We start from the raw sequence: 23,417 nt of genomic DNA, 5'->3' as shown, positions 1-23,417 counted from the left end.
GATACAACGAAACACTACTTAAATGTTGTACCGATAATCAGGTAGACAGAGTCATAGTTTTGTTCTGTTCGGCCATAACCAAGCATAATCGGGCCGATCGGCGAATCGACCCCGGCAAAGACCGAACCTGCAACATATAATGGCGCATCGCCCAGATCAGTATCCTGACCAGACCAGACCCCACCATACTCTAACGAGGTGCCGACATAGAAAGGCGAGGTGAACAAACCAAAGTCATTATCAAACCAGCGATAACGATATATCAGACTACCAAACGCCTTGTTCTCACCAATTAGGCTATTGCGCGGAATACCCGACAGATTCAAAAAGCCGCCAATCTCTTTCGGATCAATAGGCACCGATGAGTTCTTACTGGTCACAAACCCAAGCTCCGCATTTGCGACCAAAGTATGGCGAGAAAAAGTATGAGCGGCGATTAGCTTAGCACCAAATTCGTAAGACGTATCTTCGTCTCTCTGCTGCTCAACAAGTTGGGTATCACCAACACTCTTATCATGTGACACCATGTAATCAAGATCTAAGTAGACCCCTTTAGTCGGTAAACTGTAGTTATCTAAGGTATCAATTCGGTAGCTAGCAAAAGCCCCTAAACGGGTAAAAGAGACATCTCCGTAGAGTGGTAAGGTCGATAACTCTCCTTCACCATCCACATAACGAGCACCAAGCATAAAACGGCGCCACAAGGTATCTTGATAGCCTATCGCCCACTCGGCTGCCCACTCATGGTATGAAACCGGAAGATAATTTTCTGTCGCCTCAAGTGACGTATCTTCAAAACCAGTAACAGGCGCATTACGCTTTTCGTTGCTGTAAGACACACCAAATGTCGTAAAGCTCTTTTGCGTGGATAAGAACGGTGAGTAAAACTCGAACTCGATCAGTTTGTCGGTACCAATTTCAAAGTTAGTTCGCAGCTCTGCGCCATGAGCATTTAAGTTAGTAAAATTGGCAGAAGTGCCAAGAGAGTATTGACTATCTGTAGAGAAATCATCTTCTAAGAAAAAGCGGAAATTGACGTAATTGGGCCCCCAGGACTTCTCGTTCACATCGAATATTAAGCTATCTTGACCATCGACTTCATCATAGCGATAGGTCACGAGCTCAAAACGATCTAATGCATACAGAGCCTGAACACTATCCTCCACTTGAGCAATTTTGTACTGCTCCCCTTCTTCAAGACCTAAGCGCTTCTCAAGCAAGTCGTCAGAATAGTGGGTGTGGTTATTGATCACGATATTTTCAACCGTAATATCATCACCATAACGTAGCGTGCGCCGCGCATCTTGTTTCTGCTCAACATACTCTTGGTAGTCTGCAGTAGACAAACTCAACTTGCTCAATTCATCCTTGAACGTCATCGCTTCTTGATAGCCCTTCTCGAATGCCTCTGGCATTCGATCAAACTCAGTGGTTTCCATCTTGCCAACTTTAGGACGAAGGAAGTAGTCATCCTCAGTTAATGTCTCAGCCTGATGATTCGTTGTACTGCGAACTAAGTAGTTTGAAAGCTGATCAGCAACACTGAATAAGTTGGTAAAATCTTCTTCATTCTTATATTCAGTACTGATATCAACCGCAATAACGATATCAGCACCCAGCTCACGAGCAACATCAACCGGCATATTGTTGGTCACCCCACCGTCGACTAACAACTTGCCATCTAACTTATACGGAGGCAAAGCACCGGGAACCGACATGCTCGCCATCATCGCATCGACAAGATAGCCATCACCAATAACCACTGGCTCTAAGTTAACAATATCAGTTGCAACAGATCGGTAAGGGATCGCGAGTTGATCAAACGACTGGAAAGGAGGAAGGTTACCCGCGGTTTCACGTAATAACTTAAGCATGCCCTGTCCTTGAACAATGCCCTTAGTACCGCGAATTTCTCCCCAGCGCAGCCCAAGATCGGTCGTCAATTGATACCTATCTTCGTACTCCTTGTCTTGCACTTTACGCTGACTACGATCGACACGATCACGATAACCGCTATTCCAATCGACCGTTTCGATAAAAGCTTCGATCTCTTCGGCGCTCATCCCTGTCGCGTATAAACCACCAACAAAGGAGCCCATACTGGTCCCGGTAATGTAATCAACAGGAACTCTTAACTCTTCGAGCGCTTTTAGCACGCCGATATGAGCCGCACCTTTGGCACCTCCACCAGCTAGTACCAAAGCAACTTTAGGTCTTGGCGCTTGCTTTTCTGTCGATTGCGCCATCACACCAAATGTCATCATGCTGAATATGCTTATGATGAGATAAGTCATCGTTCTCACAGTGCGAGTTCCTTTCTAAGTTCGTTCCTACGTTTATACTGGGTGCGTAAAATGGCGTAAAGACCTAATTCTCTTAATTTTTCATCAAATTGATCGCTACCAGCTAAATAGTTTTTTGATCCACTGCTTCGGTTGGTTGTCACACTGGCTCTTAAACGCCCCTTGGGCATCCCAGATTGGTAACTTAAATTCATTGCTGCAATCGAGAGCCAAATTGCCCTGGGCGGTTTTTGCAAAGCCATAAGTTGAGATCCCTTGTGGCCAAGGCAGTGCCAGCTTTTGTGGAATACGATGTTTTAGGTACTCAGCGTAAACTCGCAGCGCACCACTCGAACCCGTTAGCTTAGTCGACTTATTATCATCACGCCCTAACCAAATGGTGGTCACCTCACGGCCATCAACACCGACAAACCAACTATCTTTGGTGTCATTACTGGTACCGGTTTTACCTGCTAGTGCCGCCCAAGAGAATTGACTATTGAGGTAGCGTCCAGTGCCTTCTAATACCCCACGCTTCATGGCGTAAGTCGTCAACCATGCCGCTTGTTGGTCAACCGTTTGAGAAACTCGCGGCAACGATTGGAATAGTACGTTGCCATCGAGATCAATCACTGAACGTAGCGCGGACAATTTCGCTTGTTTGCCAGAATTGGTCAGCGTTTGGTACATCTGCGCAACCTGAAATGGCGTTAAGGTAAACGAGCCTAAGAACATTGATGGCACGGGGCGTATTTCACTCTTATCCACCCCAAGCTTCTCTAATGTTTTCACCACGCTTGGTATACCGACCTGCATGCCAAGCTCAACCGTGGGTACGTTGAGTGATTTTGCCAATGCGGTATAGAGCGGCACATCGCCACGAAACTTACGGTCATAGTTTCTTGGCGACCAAACATTACCTTTACTGCCCTTTAAGCTAATCGGCTTATCATGCAAGGTGGTTGCTAAGTTATATTTCTCTGGCTGCTCTAACGCGGCAAGATAAACAGCTGGTTTAGCTAACGAGCCAATTTGACGACTGGCATTTAGCGCACGGTTAAAGCCATCATAACCAGTGCGTTTGCCGCCAACCATGGCGCGGATTTCACCCGTATGACGGTCAACCGCAACCGCTGCACCTTCCAATGATTTGCCCGCCACACTCGCTAACTGAGGGATCTTACGTGCGATCGCTTGCTCTAGTTTTTGCTGTGAAACCGGATCAAGTGAGGTAAATACTCGTAAGCCCACATCCGACTGGAACGCTTCACCGACTTTTTCCTTCAGCTCAATCTTGAGTTGTTGGAAGTAAGCAGGCTGTCTGCTCGCAATGCGCGGATTGTCTTGAATATCCAGCGGTCGACTCGCCGCCATATCAAATTGATTGGCGGTTAAAATATCTTGCTGCATCATCAAGCGCAGCACGAGATCACGGCGCTTTTTAGCACGTTCAGGAAAACGAATCGGGTTGTAATAAGATGGGCCTTTCACCATACCCACCAGCAAAGCCAATTGATCGATGCGCAGTTCTTGAATTGGCTGACCGAAGTAAAGGCGAGAAGCAAGACCAAAACCATGTACCGCCTCACCACCGCTTTGACCTAAATAAACTTCGTTTAAATACGCTTCTAAGATGCGATCTTTACTGTAACGGTAGTCGAGGATCAGTGCGATATAGGCTTCACGCACTTTTCGCCACAAGGTTCGATCACTAGAAAGGAAGATGTTTTTTGCTAACTGCTGAGTCAAGGTACTACCGCCTTGAACCGTGCGGCCCGCTTTAACGTTGGCAACCAAAGCACGAGCAATCGCCAACGGTGAAACACCATCATGCTGATAGAAGTCGCGATCTTCTGTGACTAGCAGTGCATCAACCATCACTTCAGGAAATTGGTCTCGACGCAAGAACAGACGTTGTTGATCGTTATTCTTTTCCAACATCCCCAACATTTTTGGCTCGATACGTAAGTAACCCATATCCCCTTTTTGCTCTAGAGATTGAATACGGGTTACGCTGCTAGAATCGAAATGCAGCATCACATGACGATCAGGCTCTGGGCCATCGCTAAACTCAAATGGTCGGCGAATCAGCTCAATTTTTGTTGATGATGACGAGTACTCACCGGGATAACGGGGCTGACGCACCTTACGGTAGTTCAGTACATCCAACTCGTTACGTACTTCTTGAATGGTAATCGAATCACCAGGCGCCAAGTTCAGGATTCGCGCATACACTACCGTAGGCAAGTCAAACAGTTGCCCCTCAAAGCGCTGTTTGACGACGCTATCAAGGTAGATACCAACGAACAGCAACACGGCAAACACAGCCACGCCGAGCTTCCAACCAATTCCCCACAATATTTTTAGCCAACGATGCTTTGCCGAGGTATTCGGTTTGCGCTTGGGCGACTTTCGACTTGGCTTTCGAGCGGCACTCTTCGTCGTTTTACTTGTTTTGCTCTTCGTCGTCGCCGTGGTGTTTTTCTTAGTCATGAATTTAGCTGTCGTTTGGTTTTAGTTGTCGCTACATGCGTTGCTGGATTATCCGGCCATACATGTTTTGGATAGCGCCCTTTCATCTCTTTTTGTACTTCTTTGTAAGCGCCCGCCCAAAAACTTGCTAAGTCTCGGGTCACCTGCAGCGGCCTTTGCGCCGGAGAGAGTAACTCCAATACCAGTCGCTTTCTACCTTGAGCAATTTCTGGTGACGCTTGTTCACCAAACACTTCTTGCATGCGCACCGATAACACCGGCTCTTGCCCCTGTTGGTAACGAATTTTCTTTCTGCTTCCAGTTGGCACTTGGTAGTGGGTTGGCAGCAGTTGCTCTATGTCTTGATTCAATGGCCAGCCCAAATAAGCTAACAGCGCAGCTTCAAGATCCACTTTAGCCAATGCTTTGACTGAGTTAACGCCATTCAAATAAGGCGCTAACCACGCATCTAAATTCGCCAACAGGCTCGCATCATCAAGCTCTGGCCAGGACTGTTCTGGTAACCACTCCTGCCCACAACGAATCCGCTCTAATAGCTCTTGGCTAGCTGGGTTCCAATTTAATACCGATAGCCCTTTACGCTGAATAAAAGTAAGTAAAGCTTCGGTCATTTTTTCGCTAGACGGCTCAGGTAGCGCTTTACTCTCAATCACCAGTCGGCCTAATTTTGTTTGCTGCTCTGCAACTAAGCGTCCTTTCTGTTCATCCCAATCAACGCTGTCCTGCACAATAAATAAATCTGGGCAGTGGGACTGCAACTGAACAATATCCAGCTCAAGCGCAGAATAGATCATCGATGAATCGGACTGGCTACGCATCAGGTCGATGACAACAAGATAATCACTACCTGCAAGACGCTCACTCTCTTGAACTTGCGCGCCATGACCATTGGCAAGAACAAATCGGCCCAATTGATTACGTCGCAACTGCGCAATTCGGTCTGGAAAGGCTATTGCCAGTAACCAAGCGACATGAGATTCATCGACCTGTGAGAGTTCAAAGCGATGCTTCATTTTTGCCGCAAGTGTTTTTGCTCGTTGAGTCACTAGTTTTTGCTTACTGTGTTTCGCTATTTTTAAGCGGTGAACACTATGCATAAAGTCCAGCACGTTTCGCTCAGGCTCTTCGAGTAAAGCGATAATCGCCAGCGCGGTATTCAATTCACCCTTCGCATTCGCCAGCATCGCGCTACTTCTCGGTTCTAATCCAAGCTCACCCGCGAGTATGCCCGTTTCTGTAAGCTGCCCCTTGTTATCGAGTAAGCCAAGCTGCAGCAATAACGACTTGGCTTGATTGACCGCCGCGGCAGGAGGAGTATCTAACCAGCCTAAGTCATCTGGGTTTTGTGCCCCCCATTGCGCTAACTCTAAAACTAAGTTTGCTAAGTCACTGTGGACAATTTCTGGCTGAGGAACATAAGGTTGCTGATTGAGTTGCCCTTCGCTGTACAGACGCACACAAATTCCAGGCTCGATACGACCGGCCCGTCCTGCCCGTTGCTCGGCAGAAGATTGCGCAATCCTTACCTGCTCTAGACGGGTGACACCACTTTTCAAATCAAACTTAGCGACACGTTCTAAACCTGAATCGACCACCAAACGGATGCCTTCAATCGTCAATGACGTTTCTGCGATGTTGGTTGCCAAGACCACTTTACGTAACCCGCTACTAGCAGGTTGAATCGCTGCCTGCTGCTGAGCAAAATCCAACTGTCCATACAAGGGACACACTTGAATATCTGAGGAGAGAGTTTGCAATCTTTCTTCGACGCGTTTGATTGCTGCCACACCGGGTAAAAATGCTAATAATGAGCCGCTTTCGCTACTCATCAGGCTAGTGATCTGCTTGGTCATCAGATCTTCTAAGCGATCATTGGCTTTGGCGTTGATATAACGAAACTCGACTGGGTAACTGCGCCCGTGAGACTCAATAAAAACCGCCTCAGGAAGCAACTTGCCCAAAGCATTCTGATCAAGTGTCGCCGACATCACTACCAATTTAAGATCGTCACGCAGCGCTTCTTGAATTTCTAAACAAAAAGCTAACGCGGTGTCGGCATGAATGCTGCGCTCATGGAACTCATCAAAGATCACTAGGTCAACACCTGACAATTCAGGATCCGATTGGATCATGCGAGTCAGAACCCCTTCCGTCACCACTTCAAGCTGAGTACGCGCACTGGTTTTTTTCTCCCCACGGACACGGTAACCAATGCGTTCACCGACATTTTCGCCAAGCTGACTAGCAAGGTAGCGGGCAATGTTTCTCGCCGCTAAGCGTCTTGGTTCAAGCATAATGATTTTGCCATCCACCACCTTTTCCAATAGCAATTGCAAAGGAAAGTAGGTCGATTTACCTGCACCAGGAGCCGCTTTTAAAATCAGCTGAGAGCTTTCGCGCACACCAGAGAGTAGCTCTGGCATCACGCCTTGAATAGGCAATTGTGACAATGGGGGAACCTTGTGGTGTAATGTTGGCAAGTATTGTACATAAAAACAGTAGCCAGTCCCAAATGAAGTTCGAACCAGCATTAGAACAAGCCACATTAATCAAACGCTACAAACGCTTTCTGACTGACATTAGTTTGCCAGACGGCAGTGAGCGCACCATTCATTGCGCCAACACAGGGGCAATGACAGGTTGTGCGACTCAAGGTAACAAAGTGTGGTATTCCACCTCTGATAACCCGAAAAGAAAATACCCTAACAGTTGGGAACTGACTGAAACGGCCTTAGGCCATCGCATCTGTATTAACACCGCGAGAGCCAATCAATTAGCCGTCGAAGCTATCGAGTCTGGTGTCATTAAAGAGCTGCAAGGATACGACCTACTTCAAACTGAGGTGAAGTATGGCAAAGAAAATAGCCGGATTGATATCTTGCTCAATTCAGAAAATGCACCAAAATGCTATATAGAGGTTAAAAGCGTCACCTTATTGGATGAAGAAAAACCGGGGCAAGGGTATTTCCCAGATGCCGTCACAACACGCGGTCAGAAACATCTGAGAGAACTCACAGAAATGGCGCAAAGTGGAAGCAGAGCGGTACTTTTGTTTACTGTTTTACATTCAGGTATTGAAAAAGTTTCTCCTGCAACCCATATAGACGCCAAATATTCACAATTACTAAAAGACGCACAAGAGCAAGGAGTGGAAGTCCTGTGCTACAAAGCACAACTTTCCAACAGTGAGATAAAATTAGTCGAAGCGCTCAATTTCAGTCATTAACGGCTAAAAGTGATGACGCCTTCACATTGACAATAACTTTACTCACCAGTATTTGCCTCTGATGACTCTTTTTGCTATAGATACCCGCCTTAAATTAACTGCGAGCGCAGTTGACTAGGTGTTAGTAGGAGATGCTGCATGCCAGAATCAAAGAAAAAAGCGCTAGGCATCCTAGCCATTGCAGGGGTTGAGCCATACCAAGAGAAAGCAGGTGAAGAATACATGTCACCTGAGCAAATGGCTCATTTTACAAAAATTTTATCAGCTTGGCGCAACCAGCTCATGGAAGAAGTTGATCGCACTGTGCACCATATGCAGGACGAAGCAGCAAACTTTCCAGATCCCGTTGACCGTGCTTCTCAAGAAGAAGAGTTTAGCTTAGAGCTTCGTAACCGTGATCGTGAACGTCGCCTAATCAAAAAGATTGAAAAGACGCTAAATAAAATCGAAGAAGATGATTTTGGCTTCTGTGAATCTTGTGGCGTTGAGATTGGTATTCGCCGTCTTGAAGCTCGACCAACTGCAGACCTTTGTATTGACTGTAAAACACTTGCAGAAATCAAAGAGAAGCAGATGCAAGGCTAGTGATTGCTTTGTCTGACTATTGAAGGGAGCCTTGGCTCCCTTTTTGGTTTATTAAAAACAGTATTCATCTATGAGTTATATTGGCCGTTTCGCCCCCTCACCTTCAGGTCCATTACACTTTGGTTCGCTCATTGCTGCACTCGGCAGTTACTTCCAAGCTAAGTCGCAACAAGGTGAGTGGTTAGTTCGTATTGAAGATCTTGATCCGCCGAGAGAAATGCCAGGCGCGAGTTCGCTTATTCTAGAAACCTTAGAAGCGTATAAACTCTACTGGGATGGCGAAGTAGTTTACCAAAGCCAGCGCCACGAACTCTATCAAGAGCAAATCAATCGTTGGCTTGAATCTGGTCAAGCGTATTACTGCCAATGTACCCGTAAACAAATCAAAGCCTCAGGTGGGTTCTATACCGGGACCTGTCGCGATTTAGCACTGCAAAATCATCAGCAATGCGCAATTCGCCTGCGGATGACGCATCCGGTATACCAATTTGAAGATCAGCGTCATGGCACCTTAAGCATCCCCACCGCTTTGGCAGATGAAGATTTTATTATAAAGCGCCGAGATGGGTTATTTGCTTACAACCTTGCCGTAGTATTAGATGATATCGAGCAAGGCATCACCGAAGTGGTGAGAGGTGCTGACCTTATCGAGCCGACTGGACGCCAGATTAGTCTCTATCAAATGCTCGATGCAGAGCCAGTCAGCTACTTACATCTGCCATTAGCGCTGGATGAAAGTGGACATAAATTGTCCAAACAAAATCATGCAAAAGCGATCGATAATTGCAATCCTAAGCCGGCTTTATTAGATGCAATGAGTTTCTTAGGCTTTGATATTGATAAAGAAATTCAGTTTAGCAACGTGGAAGAGATCATTGCGTGGGGCGTCAAAAATTGGCGTATAAGTCAGTTGCCAAAAGCGACTGAAATCACACCAAGATTCTCAAACCGCTCGCTGTAAGCTATTATTAGCCGCAAATTCGCCCCTGATGGGCCCAAAATATTAAACTCAAGCAAGGTTGGCTTGACCAATTATTGCCAGATGCACATGAACAAAAACGATTATACAGCTAGCGAAACAGAAACATTTTCTGAGCTCGCTTTAAACATTATTACTCGCCAAGAACATAACATCTCGCGCAAACAGATCAGTGATAATGCATTGAAGGTGTTATACCGTCTTAATGGTGCTGGCTTTGATGCGTACCTAGTCGGTGGTGGCGTCCGCGATTTATTACTGGGCCAGCAGCCTAAAGATTTTGATATTGCGACGAATGCAACACCAGAGCAGATCCGACAACTGTTTAAGAACTGTCGCCTAATTGGTCGTCGCTTCCGTCTTGCGCACATTATGTTTGGTCGCGACATCATTGAGGTCGCCACTTTCCGTGGTCACCACCAAGAGCCAAACAAAAACGTTTCTCAGCAGTCAAAAGAAGGCATGCTATTACGTGATAACGTTTATGGCACAATCGATGAAGATGCTGAGCGTCGTGATTTCACTGTTAATGCGATGTATTACAACATTGGCGACTACTCGATTCACGATTACGCTGGCGGCCATGAAGATCTAGAAGATAAGCTTATCCGCTTACTCGGCGACCCTGAGACGCGCTACCGCGAAGATCCTGTGCGTATGCTGCGTGCTATTCGCTTCGCAGTGAAACTCGATTTTGATATCGAGGAAGATACCGCTGCGCCAATCGAAGAGATGGCGACCTTACTGCAAGATATTCCAGCTGCTCGTCTGTACGAAGAATCACTGAAAATGCTGCAGTCTGGTCATGGCCTAGAGACGTACCACTTAATGCGTGAGTACAATCTGTTCCAGCAGCTATTCCCAACGATTGCCGAGTTCTTTACTGAAGAGTATGACTCACCGACTGAGCAAATGTTGGATCTAGTACTCGATTCGACCGACCAACGTATCGAAGAAGGTAAACGCATTAATCCAGCCTTCATGTTCGCAGCTATGCTTTGGTACCCACTTCAAGAGAAAGCGAAGCAGTTGATGGAGACGCGCAAGCTCTCTTCTTACGATGCGATCATGGAAGCAAGTAACTACATTCTTGATGATCAAGTACGTACGATTGCGATTCCGCGCCGTCATACCGCGACAATTCGCGAAATCTGGCAGCTACAACTGCGTATGCCTCGCCGCAATGGTAAACGTGCATTCCGCCTGATGGAGCTTAACAAGTTCCGTGCTGGTTTCGATTTCTTGGAAATGCGCGGTGAAATCGAGCAAGGTGAAATCAAAGAGCTCGCTAAGTGGTGGGAAACCTTCCAAAACGCTGGCCGCAACATGCGCCAAGCGATGGCAGCAGACCTTGATGCGAGCGGCGACGGTCAACCCCGTCAGCGTCGCCGTAAAAACTACCGCAAGAAAAAGCCGAAGGCATCATCATGACCACCGTATTTATTGCTGTCGGCAGTAATCTTGGTGATCCTGTTTCTCAAGCCAACGTAGCTATTGATGCTTTAAAACAAGTGCCTAAAACGCAATTTGTACAAACTTCGTCGCTCTACAGCAGCACCCCGATGGGGCCTCAGGATCAACCTGACTACATCAATGCGGTTGTTGAGCTGACAACAGAATTAACGCCACTTGAACTACTCAATTGCACTCAAACGATTGAACTAGAGCAAGGGCGCGTCCGTAAAGAAGAACGCTGGGGCCCAAGAACCTTAGATCTCGATATTCTTCTTTATGGCAATGAGGTGATGGATTCCGAGCGTTTGACGGTTCCACATTATGGAATGAAAGAGCGTGAGTTTGTGCTCTATCCGCTCGCAGAGATCGCACCAAATTTAACCCTCCCATGTGGGACTAGACTGGATGACTTACTCAAAGTCGTTGCCCAAAACGGTCTGCGTGTTTGGCAACCTTAGCCAAATTCTGTAAGGAAAAATCATGAAAAAAATTTCCATCAATGATCTGATGAAGTGGAAGCAAGAAGGCCGTAAATTTGCGACTTCTACCGCTTACGATGCAAGCTTTGCCCAGCTATTTGAAAGCCAAGAGATGCCCGTACTGCTGGTCGGTGACTCTCTAGGCATGGTTCTTCAAGGCGAATCCTCTACTCTACCTGTCACTGTAGAAGAGATTGCGTACCACACGCGTTGTGTGCGCGCTGGTAGCCCAAACTGCCTACTTATGGCTGATATGCCATTTATGAGCTATGCAACGCCTGAGCAAGCGTGTGAGAGCGCTGCTGCGCTAATGCGTGCTGGAGCAAACATGGTTAAGATCGAAGGCGGCGATTGGTTAGTTGATACCGTTAAGACTCTTACAGAACGTGCAGTACCCGTTTGTGCACACCTCGGCTTAACACCTCAATCGGTTAATATCTTTGGTGGTTTTAAAGTTCAAGGCCGCGAGCAAGATAAAGCTGACCGTATGGTCCGTGATGCTCTTGCACTGCAAGAAGCTGGCGCACAAATCATCTTAATTGAGTGTGTACCAAAAGAGCTTGCTGCGCGTATTACCGAAGTTTGTGACGTACCTGTCATTGGTATCGGCGCAGGCAACGTAACTGATGGTCAGATCTTAGTTATGCACGATATGTTTGGAATTGCAGCGAACTACATGCCAAAATTCTCGAAAAATTTCCTTGCTGAAACAGGTGACATGCGTAAAGCAGTAGCCAAATACAAGGAAGATGTAGAAAGTGGTGCCTTCCCTAGCGAAGCGCATACCATCGCGTAAGGATTTAGCCATGCAAACTTTTGCTGAAATTGCCGCGCTTCGCGAGCAAATCAAACAGTACAAACGAGATGGCCGTAAAGTGGCATTTGTCCCTACCATGGGCAATTTACACGAAGGTCACCTGACTTTAGTACGTAAAGCTCGTGAACATGCAGATATCGTTGTGGTTAGCATTTTTGTTAACCCAATGCAGTTTGACCGTGCTGATGATTTAAATAGTTACCCACGCACATTAGAAGACGACCTAAGCAAGTTAACCACTGAAGGTGTGGAGCTAGTATTCACGCCAACCGCAGAGATTATCTACCCGAATGGTGTAGAAACTCAGAGCTCTGTGGAAGTTCCTGGATTGTCTAACATCCTCGAAGGTGCCTCACGTCCAGGCCACTTCCGTGGTGTTGCGACTGTGGTGACCAAGCTATTCAATATCGTTCAACCTGACGTAGCTTGCTTTGGCGAGAAAGACTTTCAACAACTTGCGATCATTCGCAAGATGACGGAAGACTTGGCAATGGATATCGAAATCATCGGTGTAACAACGGTGCGTGAGATGGATGGCCTAGCCATGAGCTCTCGCAATGGCTTGCTAACGATTGATGAACGTCAACGCGCTCCTGTGCTTGCACGCACCATGCGTTGGATCAGCAGTGCTATGCGTGGCGGTCGTGACGATTACGCTTCTGTGATTGAAGATGCGAGCGATCAACTGCGCGCAGCAGGCTTACATCCAGATGAGATCTTCATTCGTGATGCACGCACACTGCTAGCGGTGACCGAAGAGACGACTCAAGCTGTCATTCTAATGTCAGCATTCCTTGGCAAAGCTCGCTTGATCGATAACCAAGTGGTTGAGATGGTTGTAGAGCAGAAGGAAGAAGAGGCGCCTGAGACTCCATCAGCAAGCGCTGAATAGATCTCAGTGAAAAGCTAAAAAGGGTTGATGCGAAAGCATCAACCCTTTTTTATTGCTGTCACCAACGAATGAGTTAGAGAACTCTTCTAAAAAGTCGAAAACGTAAGGAGATTCCCTACTCTCTCCTGCGTCGCTCTATGGAATGACTCGCTCTGTGCTAGCGTCTCTCCACACAACATTTTCTATCACTGTCATCCTCAAGAGTGAGGAACGAACGAATTGGGGATCTCTTCTAGCAAGTCGAAAACTTATGGAGATTCCCTACTCTCTCCTGCGTCGCTCTATGGAATGACCGTAGGCTATTAACTGCGTAAGCCAATTCCGCGCGTCACTAAGTAATGCGCCACCGCGTAAAGTGCCACAACAAATACGCCGAGCACACTGAACGAAGTCACAATGCCCACATCAGACACACCTAAGAAGCCATAACGGAACGCATTGACCATATAGACGATAGGGTTGACCTTAGACACACCTTGCCAAAATTCAGGCAATAGACTGATCGAATAGAACACACCACCAAGGTAAGTCAGAGGCGTCAAAACAAACGTAGGAATGATCGAAATATCATCAAATGTTTTTGCGTAAACAGCATTGATCAAACCGCCGAGAGCAAACACCACCGAGGTCATAAATACCGTGGCAATAATGATCCCCCAATGTTCAACTTGAAGATCAACAAACAACAAGGAGACAAAAGTAACGATCGTCCCGACCAGCAAGCCTCGAGTTACTCCTCCCATGACATAACCAGCAATGATCACATAGTTTGGCACCGGTGCAACCAACAACTCTTCGATGTTCTTTTGCAGTTTTGCACTAAAGAATGACGAGGCAACATTCGAGTAAGAGTTGGTGATCACCGACATCATGATAAGGCCAGGGACAATATACTCCATATAGCTAAAGCCGTTCATCTCGCCAATACGTGACCCAATCAGGTTACCGAAGATAATGAAATACAATGTCATCGTGATCGCTGGTGGAACCAGAGTCTGAACCCAAATACGGGTAAAACGATTCACTTCTTTAGTCAGCAAGCTGCAAAACGCAGTCCAATACAAACGGTACATATTATTGGCTCCCTTCTCGTACAATACTGACGAACAGCTCTTCAAGGCGATTGGCTTTATTACGCATCGACAGCACTTTAATGCCTTGCTCTGACAGTTGAGCAAAGATGTCGTTTAACCCTTGGCTCTTATCAATCTCAAGCTCTAAAGAGCCATTAATATAGGTTTGACTGTTTACACCAATCAATTTCGGTTCAGCACTGCCCTCTTCAAGATCAAGAATAAACGTCTCAACATGCAGCTTACCGAGTAAGGCTTTCATGGTGGTATTCTCTATCAACTCACCCTTATTGATGATGCCGATATTGCGACACAACATTTCTGCTTCTTCAAGGTAGTGAGTCGTCAGAATAATCGTAATGCCTAGCTCAGAGTTTATCTCTTTGAGAAACTCCCACATCGATCGACGCAGTTCGATATCAACACCAGCGGTTGGCTCATCAAGAATCAGTAACTGAGGTTCATGCATCAAGGCACGAGCAATCATTAAACGTCGCTTCATACCACCGGATAAGTTACGTGCACGTTCGCTGCGTTTTTCCCACAGATCGAGCTTAGTCAGGTATTTTTGTGCTCGCTCTTTAGCTACTGACTTTGGGACACCGTAATAACCCGCTTGCTGCAGCACGATCTGCTCAACGGTCTCAAACTGGTTAAAGTTAAACTCTTGAGGGACTAAACCAAGGTTTTGCTTCGCCAGTTCAAGGTCCTTATCAATATCAAAGCCAAACACCTTCACCTTGCCAGAAGTCTTATTCACCAATGAGGAAATCACACCAATTGTCGTCGATTTACCCGCGCCATTCGGCCCGAGTAACGCGTAGAAGTCGCCCTTTTTCACGTTAAGGCTGATACCTTTTAGCGCTTCGAAGCCTCCAGCATAGGTCTTACGAAGCTGCTCAATTTCAAGTGCATACATAGAATATTTTTTGCCATTGCTTGTCCAATCGTAAATCAGTTTATCGTTGAATAACGATGATTACAATTAGACCTTTCGAATAATTTGGAAATATTATAATGATTGCAGATCAGAAATAAAAAACGCCGCAGATTTTTACTGCAGCGTTTATTTTTAAAACAGCGAGTTACTTAAATAACCGCTGTCTGGTGTTCATCGCTCTCGACATGCTTAATTGCCGCTTTAAGGGCTTCATAACGGAACTTAAATGTATTGTCGTCTGGCACTAAGTCGATCACATGGAACTTCTCAAGTTGTTGACGCGTTTTATCATTTGGACAGAGTAAGTAAACTTGGCAATTGGTATCTAACGCATCTTTAATCGCATTCTCTAGTGCCAGCCCCACCGTCACGTCGATCATAGGAACATCAGTAAGATCGAGGATCATCACTTCATAGTCTGAAATACTGGTGTGTTGACGAGATATCGCCTTTGATACACTGAAGATCATTGGGCCTGACAGATAGAAAAACAGCACTTTGCCATTAGCCATATCAAGCAAACCGCGCTCACTATCACTCAGTGGCACATCATCTTCATCAGCATCACTGATCGCCTTCACTTGGCGTGCTTGCTCACGGCTCAAGCGCTCAATGATAATAATGTTCGAGATAAACACCCCAAGACCAACCGCAACAATCAGATCGACAAACACCGTCAGCAGCATCACGCCATACATGATCGCCATACCCGCAAAACTGACTCTGTGGGCGCGCTGAATAAAACTCCAATCGAGGATGTTAAAGCCGACATACACCGCAATACCCGCCAGCACTGCCATAGGGATAGGTTCAGTTAGCCCACCAGCGACAAGTACCACGAGCGCAAGCATCAATGCACGAATCACTCCAGAGAGCGGAGAGCGGGCACCAACCTGAATATTGGTTACCGTGCCCATCGTTGCACCTGCACCTGGCAGCGCGCCAAACAAGCCTGAAATCATATTGGCGAGACCTTGGCCACGCAGCTCTTTATCTGAATCGTGCTCTTTACGTGTTAATGAATCGCCGATTACCGCGGTTAACAGAGTATCAATACAACCCAGCGTACCTAGCACCAAAGCATCGATCACCATTTCAGTGAACATCGAAGCATCAATATGTGGGACAACCAAAGAAGGTAAACCGGCAGGGATTTCACCAATTCGGCGAATTGAATCGGTATCAAAAAGAATAACGGACAGCAATGTTACCGCAACCAACGCAACCAACTGGGCTGGTACGTACTTTCGATAACGTCGAGGAAAACAAAACAGAATACCTAATGTCAGTAAACCCAAGAACAGCTCACTGAACTTCATGTTTGCGACAGTATCAGGCAGTGCAGAAAGGGTTCCCATCACCCCGCCGGAGGGAGCGGCATGACCAAGTAATGGTGAGAGTTGCAGAATAATAAGAATAACGCCAATACCCGACATAAAGCCCGATATCACGCTATATGGCATCAAAGTAACGTATTTTCCTAACTTCAAGGTACCGAGAAGTATCTGGAATGCCCCTGCCATCATGACCACGGTGAAGGTCATGGCCATGCCCGTTTCGGGGTATTTCGCCATCATACTGGTTAATACCGCGGTCATGATCACGGTCATTGGACCGGTTGGCTCGGAGATTAAGGTATTAGAACCACCAAACAGTGAGGCAAATAAACCCACTAGAATAGCGCCCCATAAGCCCGCTTCTGCGCCCGCACCGGATGCAACACCAAAGGCAAGCGCTAAAGGTAAAGAGATAATAGCGGTGGTCACGCCACCAAACAGATCTCCTTTGAGATTCATGTCTTCAAAACGACTAGCGAACACAATGCTACTCCCTGCTAACTGTGCGCACCTTAAACGCAAAACATGCGTTCAATCACCAAGTGTTCAAACTGAGTGAGGTGCAATAATGACATCTTACTTTTAGGCTAGGCTGCTATACACTAGAGGTAAGCGAGAATAACCCTAAACTTTGTAGCTAGATCTTGCAGAAAATGTAATCAAAACGCTGCGAAATGTAGCTAATTTCATCATATTAACAAATGTTACTTAGGAGAGATAAGTGTTAATCACATCTCATCACTCATACGTTATAACCGTTAGTTAGGATGAGTGCTAAGTTTATGATTTTTAGCGCTCAAACACGTCAGATGAGTGCCTTTTCGCACAATATTCACGGGAACGAAATTGTAACATTGTGTATAGTGATGCAAGAATTTTTTAAGGATTGCGAACGAGATGCCGGAAATTAAACAGCTATTTGAAAACAACTCAAAGTGGTCTGAATCAATTAAAGCTGAGCGCCCAGAATACTTTGCCAAGCTCGAAGAAGGTCAGAGCCCTGGCTTTCTCTGGATTGGCTGTTCAGACAGCCGAGTACCCGCAGAACGCCTAACCGGTCTTTATTCCGGTGAGCTGTTTGTACACCGTAATGTAGCTAACCAAGTTATCCATACCGATTTAAACTGCTTATCCGTGGTGCAATACGCTGTAGACGTATTAAAGGTGAAGCATGTCATCGTATGTGGTCACTATGGCTGTGGTGGGGTAAAAGCGGCGATTGATAATCCGCAGCTTGGTCTTATCAACAACTGGCTACTGCACATCCGCGACCTCTACTTCAAACACCGAAACTACTTAGAGGCGATGCCAGAGCACGATCGCGCTGACAAGCTAGGTGAAATCAATGTCGCAGAGCAAGTCTATAACCTTGCTAATTCCACCATCATGCAAAATGCTTGGGAGCGCGGCCAAGATATTGAAATACATGGTGTTGTCTATGGTATCGGTGATGGTAAGTTAGAATATTTAGGTGTTCGCTCAAACTCTCGAGAAAGTGTTGATACCTCTTATCGAGTCGCGATGGAGTCGATTCTCAACCCAGAGCACAAACTTCTTTGTCGCTAAGCTAACATCTCTAACCTGTCCAAACAAAAACGCCCGCTAAGTTAGCGGGCGTTTGTTTATTCTAGGACCTGAGTGTGATTACTCTTGAGGTACAACCTTACCAATGTACGGTAAGTGACGGTATTTCTGAGCATAGTCGATACCCACACCCACGACGAACTCGTCAGGGATCTCAAAACCAATCCACTTAACATCAACATCAACTTCACGGCGAGAAGGCTTATCAAGTAGTGTACAGATCTCAATAGACTTTGGCTCACGTAGAGAAAGGATCTCTTTTACTTTATTTAGTGTGTTACCCGTGTCGATAATGTCTTCAACAAGTAGAACGTCTTTACCTTTAATGTCATCGTCTAGGTCTTTGAGAATACGCACGTCACGTGAGCTTTCCATCGTATTGCCATAGCTCGATGCTGTCATGAAATCAACGCAGTGAGTAATATCAATCACACGTGCCAAATCAGCCATAAATACAAATGAACCACGTAGCAAGCCAACCATGACTAGATCTTCGCTGCCTTTGTAGTGCTCAGTAATCTGTTTACCTAGCTCTTGTACTCGTTTGCTGACTTCTTGCTCAGAAATCATCACTTCTACTGTATGCTTCATACCAATCTCGTTTTTCGCGTTAGTCGTGTTGAGGGTGATTATAGCCACTCAAATACGGTCTGATTTTGCAGGCGGGTAGTTTAACACCAGCTCGCCAAGAGGAAAAACGTTTGCCTCAAATTAACCGAATTGTTTGGAGTATGGCATGTTGATCATTAGCACGATATTAACAAAGATGCCTACAAAATAGCCCGAAATCGTTGACCTTGCCTATATGCACCATTACACTCATAAAGCGTCATAGCAAAATTAATAAAATACTAAATAGGGCGAAAAGCCCAATAAATATAAACAACTCTTTTGGCAAGGAAATAATTATGGACTCTATAGAGAAACGACCGCGTACGCGTCTATCTCCACAAAAGCGAAAGCAACAGCTGATGGAAATCTCACTGGAAGTGTTTGCCCGTCGTGGCATTGGCCGTGGTGGTCACGCTGACATTGCTGAGATTGCTCAGGTATCCGTTGCAACGGTATTTAACTACTTCCCTACTCGCGAAGATCTTGTCGATGACGTATTGAATTACGTTGTACGCCAATTTTCGAACTTCCTTTCGGACAACATCGACTTAGACCTTCACGCGAAAGATAACCTCACAAACATCACAACCGCTATGGTTAAGCTGGTTGTTGAAGACTGCCACTGGCTTAAGGTGTGGTTTGAGTGGAGTGCATCAACCCGCGATGAAGTATGGCCTTTGTTTGTCACAACCAACCGCACCAATCAGCTCTTGGTACAAAATATGTTTATCAAGGCAATTGAGCGTGGCGAAGTGTGTGATAGCCATGATCCATCCGATCTTGCAACACTATTCCATGGCATCTGCTACTCGCTGTTCGTACAAGCAAACCGTGTCCGAGATGAGCAAGCCGTGGTTCGCCTGACACAGAGCTACTTAGATATGCTATGTATCTACAAGGGCGCTGAGTAAATCAGAGCGAAGTTAACAGCCAAAAGCCGACGTCATTACGTCGGCTTTTTATTTGCTGATAACTGAGCACTGCGCTTGTTGGTCGCAACTTTCTATCGGCAACAAAAAAGCCGCTGATCACTCAGCGGCTTTTACTATTCAGTCTTCAAGACTTTTGCTCTTCAAGAGGAGTTACTTCTTCTTTTTCACAGCTTTCTTATTTGGAAGGTCAGTGATTGAGCCTTCAAATACTTCAGCAGCTAGACCCACTGACTCATGCAGAGTTGGGTGAGCATGGATAGTTAGTGCGATATCTTCTGCATCACAACCCATTTCAATTGCTAGACCGATTTCACCTAGTAGTTCGCCACCGTTAGTACCAACGATTGCACCACCAATTACACGGTGAGTATCTTTGTCGAAGATCATCTTCGTCATACCGTCTGCACAGTCAGATGCGATTGCACGACCAGAAGCCGCCCAAGGGAAAGTAGCCACTTCGTAGTTGATACCTTCTGCTTTCGCTTCTTTCTCAGTCTTACCAACCCATGCAACTTCTGGCTCAGTGTACGCAATTGAAGGAATAACTTTAGGGTCGAAGTAGTGCTTCTTACCAGAAATAACTTCTGCCGCTACGTGGCCTTCATGCACACCTTTGTGAGCAAGCATTGGTTGACCAACGATGTCGCCGATAGCGAAGATATGAGGAACGTTAGTACGCATCTGCTTATCAACGTTAATGAAACCGCGCTCGTCGATTTCTAGACCCGCTTTTTCACCCTCGATGAGTAGACCGTTTGGTACACGACCGATAGCAACTAGAACCGCATCGTAACGCTCAGCTTCTGCTGGCGCTTTCTTGCCTTCCATTGAAACGTAGATACCGTCTTCTTTCGCTTCAACTGCTGTCACTTTAGTCTCAAGCATTAGCTTGAACTTATCTTTAATACGCTTAGTGAAGACTTTAACGATGTCTTTGTCTGCCGCAGGAATTACCTGGTCAAACATCTCAACAACTTCTACTTTAGAACCTAGAGAGTGGTAAACCGTACCCATTTCTAGACCGATGATACCACCACCCATGATAAGCAGTTTTTCAGGAACTTCTTTCAGCTCTAGCGCATCAGTAGAATCCCAAATACGTGGGTCTTCATGAGGGATGAATGGTAGCTTGATTGGGCGAGAACCTGCAGCAACGATCGCGTTATCGAAGTTGATAGTTGTCGATTCGCCTTCACCTTCTACAAGGATAGAGTTAGGGCCAGTGAATTTACCGTAACCGTTAACCACTGTAACGTTACGCATCTTAGCCATACCGCCAAGACCACCAGTCAGTTGGTTAACAACTTTCTCTTTCCAGATACGGATCTTGTTGATGTCTGTTTGTGGTTCGCCAAACACGACACCGTGATCAGCCATAGCTTTTGCTTCTTCAATTACTTTAGACACGTGAAGAAGTGCTTTAGATGGAATACAACCAACGTTTAGACATACACCACCAAGAGTGCTGTAACGTTCAACTAGTACTGTTTCTAGACCTAAGTCTGCACAACGGAATGCAGCTGAGTAACCAGCAGGACCAGAACCAAGTACAACAACTTGGGCTTTAATTTCTTTGCTCATTGTGACCTCTTGTAGTCATTATCCCTAACAGGCTGAGTAGATGTTCTTAAATTATTAGGCTTTCAAACGGTCAACATTTTACAGAGTTGTTAACAGTGTGAAAGTAGCTTTAAGTTAGCCTGTGAGCTAGACAACAATTCACCTTTCAGTTTCTGAAAGAGGATTGAAAATGCTGTCTAAAATTATTCTTTGTATAAAGAATTAAGGTGACTCGAAAGCCACCTTAATTGCTACTTTCTCAATTACAGTACTAAACGACGAATGTCAGATAGTGCACCGTTTAGGAAAGTGATAAAGCGTGCACCTTCTGCACCATCGATCACACGGTGGTCGTATGATAGCGATAGTGGAAGCTGTAGGCGTGGTTCGAACTCTTTGCCGTTCCACACTGGCTTCATTTCAGACTTAGATACACCTAGGATACCTACTTCTGGCGCGTTTACGATTGGCGTAAACGCAGTACCGCCGATGCCACCAAGGCTTGAGATTGTGAAACAACCGCCTTGCATGTCAGCTGCCGTCAGCTTACCAGCACGTGCTTTCTTAGAAATCGCCATTAGCTCTTCAGATAGCTCGTAGATGCCTTTCTTGTTCACGTCTTTGAAGACAGGAACAACGAGACCGTTTGGCGTATCAACAGCAATACCTACGTTTACGTACTTCTTAAGAATGATGCTTTCGCCATCTTCCGATAGAGAAGAGTTAAACGCTGGGAACGCTTCTAGTGCTTTCGCAACCGCTTTCATGATGAACACTAGTGGCGTGATCTTCATACCAGTATCTTTCTTCGCTTCGATAGCATTCTGCTCTTTACGGAATGCTTCTAGCTCAGTGATATCCGCGTTGTCCCACTGTGTAACGTGAGGGATCATTACCCAGTTACGGTGTAGGTTAGCACCTGAGATCTTCTTGATCTTAGAAAGCTTCTGAACTTCAGTCTCACCAAACTTGCTGAAATCAACTTTTGGCCAAGGTAGTAGGCCAAGCGCTGCGCCGTCGCCTTTACCAGATGCTGCTGCACCTGCGCCAGACTCAAGACGCTTAAGTGCATCTTTAACGTAAGCTTGAACGTCTTCTTTTAGTACGCGGCTCTTACGGCCAGTACCTTTAACCTTAGATAGGTTAACGCCAAATTCACGAGCTAGACGACGAACAACTGGAGACGCGTGTGCGTACTCGTTGTTCTCTTCGAAATCACTAGTTGATGCTGCTGGAGCCGCTACTGGAGCTTCTGCTTTAGGAGCTGCTGCCGGAGCCGCCGCTTGAGCTGGAGCCGCTGCTGCAACTGGAGCTGCTGGAGCCGCACCTGCTACCTCAAATACCATGATTAGAGAGCCAGTAGTTACTGAATCGCCTTCAGCAATCTTGATCTCTTTAACCGTACCTGCGAATGGTGCTGGTACTTCCATTGAAGCTTTGTCGCCTTCTACAGTGATTAGAGATTGCTCTTCTTCTACTGTATCGCCAACTTTAACCATGATCTCAGTAACTTCTACTTCGTCACCGCCGATGTCAGGAACGTTTACTTCTTTCTCAGCAGATGCTGCTGGAGCCGCTGCAACTGGTGCTGCCGCCGCAGGAGCCGGAGCTGCTGCAGGAGCTGAACCAGCTACTTCGAATACCATCACAAGAGAGCCAGTTGTTACTGAATCGCCTTCAGCAATCTTGATCTCTTTAACCGTACCTGCAAATGGTGCTGGTACTTCCATAGAAGCTTTGTCGCCTTCTACAGTTAGAAGTGATTGCTCTTCTTCTACTGTATCGCCAACTTTAACCATGATTTCAGTAACTTCTACTTCGTCGCCACCGATATCAGGAACGTGAACTTCTTTAAGCTCTGCCGCTGCTACTGGAGCTGGAGCCGCTGCTGCTGGAGCTGCTTCTGCTGCAGGAGCAGGTGCAGCATCAGCTGCACCCTCGGCTTCGAAAATCATGATAAGAGAACCAGTCGTCACAGAATCACCTTCCGCAACTTTGATTTCTTTTACGATACCTGCTTGAGACGCTGGAACTTCCATAGAAGCTTTGTCGCCTTCAACAGTGATCAGAGACTGTTCTTCTTCAACCTTGTCGCCAACGCTTACAAGAATCTCAGTAACTTCAACCTCATCCGCACCGATGTCAGGTACATTAATTTCGATTGCCATTGC

At 46.2% G+C, this 23,417-nt stretch carries 18 protein-coding genes; 9 read left to right on the top strand and 9 right to left on the bottom strand.

Going from position 1 to position 23,417, the window contains the following annotated elements; genetic code table 11:
* Window positions 1-14: 14 nt before the first annotated feature.
* The 3 genes from VIA_RS01575 to hrpB all read right to left on the bottom strand — a co-directional run bounded on the left by VIA_RS01575 (window position 15) and on the right by hrpB (window position 7,225).
* Window positions 15-2,264, bottom strand: coding sequence for a patatin-like phospholipase family protein (locus VIA_RS01575; protein WP_004410089.1), 2,250 nt, complete (start codon window positions 2,262-2,264; stop codon window positions 15-17).
* A 135-nt stretch (window positions 2,265-2,399) separates the two neighbouring features.
* Window positions 2,400-4,775, bottom strand: a complete 2,376-nt coding sequence (gene mrcB / locus VIA_RS01570; RefSeq protein ID WP_004410088.1) for a penicillin-binding protein 1B — start codon at window positions 4,773-4,775, stop codon at window positions 2,400-2,402.
* Window positions 4,772-7,225, bottom strand: a complete 2,454-nt coding sequence (gene hrpB, locus VIA_RS01565) for an ATP-dependent helicase HrpB (RefSeq protein WP_004410087.1) — start codon at window positions 7,223-7,225, stop codon at window positions 4,772-4,774. The genes mrcB and hrpB overlap by 4 nt, the downstream gene beginning before the upstream one ends.
* A 62-nt stretch (window positions 7,226-7,287) precedes the next feature.
* On the opposite strand from hrpB, the gene sfsA reads away from it, so the two are divergent.
* From sfsA to panC, 7 genes are all read left to right on the top strand, one after another.
* Window positions 7,288-8,001, top strand: a complete 714-nt coding sequence (sfsA, locus tag VIA_RS01560; RefSeq protein ID WP_004417564.1) for a DNA/RNA nuclease SfsA — start codon at window positions 7,288-7,290, stop codon at window positions 7,999-8,001.
* A 138-nt stretch (window positions 8,002-8,139) separates the two neighbouring features.
* Complete coding sequence (gene dksA / locus VIA_RS01555) at window positions 8,140-8,586, top strand: RNA polymerase-binding protein DksA (protein ID WP_004410083.1); 447 nt, start codon at window positions 8,140-8,142, stop codon at window positions 8,584-8,586.
* A gap of 70 nt (window positions 8,587-8,656) precedes the next feature.
* Window positions 8,657-9,547 carry a tRNA glutamyl-Q(34) synthetase GluQRS gene (gluQRS, locus tag VIA_RS01550; RefSeq protein WP_004410077.1) on the top strand — a complete coding sequence of 297 codons (891 nt, stop codon included), beginning with the start codon at window positions 8,657-8,659 and terminating at the stop codon, window positions 9,545-9,547.
* Window positions 9,548-9,628: 81 nt separating this feature from the next.
* Window positions 9,629-10,996, top strand: coding sequence for a polynucleotide adenylyltransferase PcnB (pcnB, locus tag VIA_RS01545; protein WP_004417562.1), 1,368 nt, complete (start codon window positions 9,629-9,631; stop codon window positions 10,994-10,996).
* Entirely contained in the window at window positions 10,993-11,478 is a 486-nt protein-coding gene (gene folK, locus VIA_RS01540; RefSeq protein ID WP_004410075.1) for a 2-amino-4-hydroxy-6-hydroxymethyldihydropteridine diphosphokinase, read from the top strand. Before pcnB ends, folK begins: the two co-directional genes overlap by 4 nt.
* Before the next feature lie 22 nt (window positions 11,479-11,500).
* Window positions 11,501-12,295, top strand: coding sequence for a 3-methyl-2-oxobutanoate hydroxymethyltransferase (gene panB / locus VIA_RS01535; protein ID WP_004410074.1), 795 nt, complete (start codon window positions 11,501-11,503; stop codon window positions 12,293-12,295).
* A gap of 10 nt (window positions 12,296-12,305) precedes the next feature.
* On the top strand, window positions 12,306-13,208 hold the full coding sequence (gene panC / locus VIA_RS01530; protein ID WP_004410073.1) for a pantoate--beta-alanine ligase: 903 nt from the start codon (window positions 12,306-12,308) through the stop codon (window positions 13,206-13,208).
* Window positions 13,209-13,510: 302 nt separating this feature from the next.
* Here the strand turns inward: panC and VIA_RS01525 are convergent, their stop codons facing one another.
* The 3 genes from VIA_RS01525 to VIA_RS01515 all read right to left on the bottom strand — a co-directional run bounded on the left by VIA_RS01525 (window position 13,511) and on the right by VIA_RS01515 (window position 17,041).
* On the bottom strand, window positions 13,511-14,281 hold the full coding sequence (locus tag VIA_RS01525) for an ABC transporter permease (RefSeq protein WP_004410069.1): 771 nt from the start codon (window positions 14,279-14,281) through the stop codon (window positions 13,511-13,513).
* A gap of 1 nt (window position 14,282) precedes the next feature.
* Entirely contained in the window at window positions 14,283-15,200 is a 918-nt protein-coding gene (locus tag VIA_RS01520; RefSeq protein ID WP_004410068.1) for an ABC transporter ATP-binding protein, read from the bottom strand.
* 170 nt (window positions 15,201-15,370) lie between these two features.
* On the bottom strand, window positions 15,371-17,041 hold the full coding sequence (locus VIA_RS01515; RefSeq protein WP_004410067.1) for a SulP family inorganic anion transporter: 1,671 nt from the start codon (window positions 17,039-17,041) through the stop codon (window positions 15,371-15,373).
* Window positions 17,042-17,455: 414 nt separating this feature from the next.
* On the opposite strand from VIA_RS01515, the gene can reads away from it, so the two are divergent.
* Window positions 17,456-18,124 carry a carbonate dehydratase gene (gene can, locus VIA_RS01510; RefSeq protein ID WP_004410066.1) on the top strand — a complete coding sequence of 223 codons (669 nt, stop codon included), beginning with the start codon at window positions 17,456-17,458 and terminating at the stop codon, window positions 18,122-18,124.
* Between the two features lie 78 nt (window positions 18,125-18,202).
* Here can and hpt read toward each other — a convergent pair whose 3' ends face one another.
* On the bottom strand, window positions 18,203-18,733 hold the full coding sequence (gene hpt, locus VIA_RS01505; protein WP_004410065.1) for a hypoxanthine phosphoribosyltransferase: 531 nt from the start codon (window positions 18,731-18,733) through the stop codon (window positions 18,203-18,205).
* A gap of 317 nt (window positions 18,734-19,050) precedes the next feature.
* Between hpt and VIA_RS01500 the strand changes: the two genes are divergently transcribed.
* Window positions 19,051-19,665, top strand: a complete 615-nt coding sequence (locus VIA_RS01500; protein ID WP_004410064.1) for a LuxR/HapR/OpaR family quorum-sensing transcriptional regulator — start codon at window positions 19,051-19,053, stop codon at window positions 19,663-19,665.
* Window positions 19,666-19,836: 171 nt separating this feature from the next.
* Here VIA_RS01500 and lpdA read toward each other — a convergent pair whose 3' ends face one another.
* Window positions 19,837-21,267: a dihydrolipoyl dehydrogenase gene (gene lpdA / locus VIA_RS01495; protein WP_004410063.1), complete on the bottom strand. Its 1,431-nt coding sequence runs from the start codon at window positions 21,265-21,267 to the stop codon at window positions 19,837-19,839.
* 242 nt (window positions 21,268-21,509) lie between these two features.
* A complete protein-coding gene (aceF, locus tag VIA_RS01490) occupies window positions 21,510-23,414 on the bottom strand; it encodes a pyruvate dehydrogenase complex dihydrolipoyllysine-residue acetyltransferase (RefSeq protein ID WP_004410062.1) in 1,905 nt (634 codons plus the stop codon).
* Between the last annotated feature and the right edge of the window lie 3 nt (window positions 23,415-23,417).

The organism is Vibrio orientalis CIP 102891 = ATCC 33934 (assembly GCF_000176235.1).
Classification (GTDB): Bacteria; Pseudomonadota; Gammaproteobacteria; order Enterobacterales; family Vibrionaceae; genus Vibrio; species Vibrio orientalis.
This window is presented reverse-complemented; position numbering and strand designations above follow the sequence as displayed.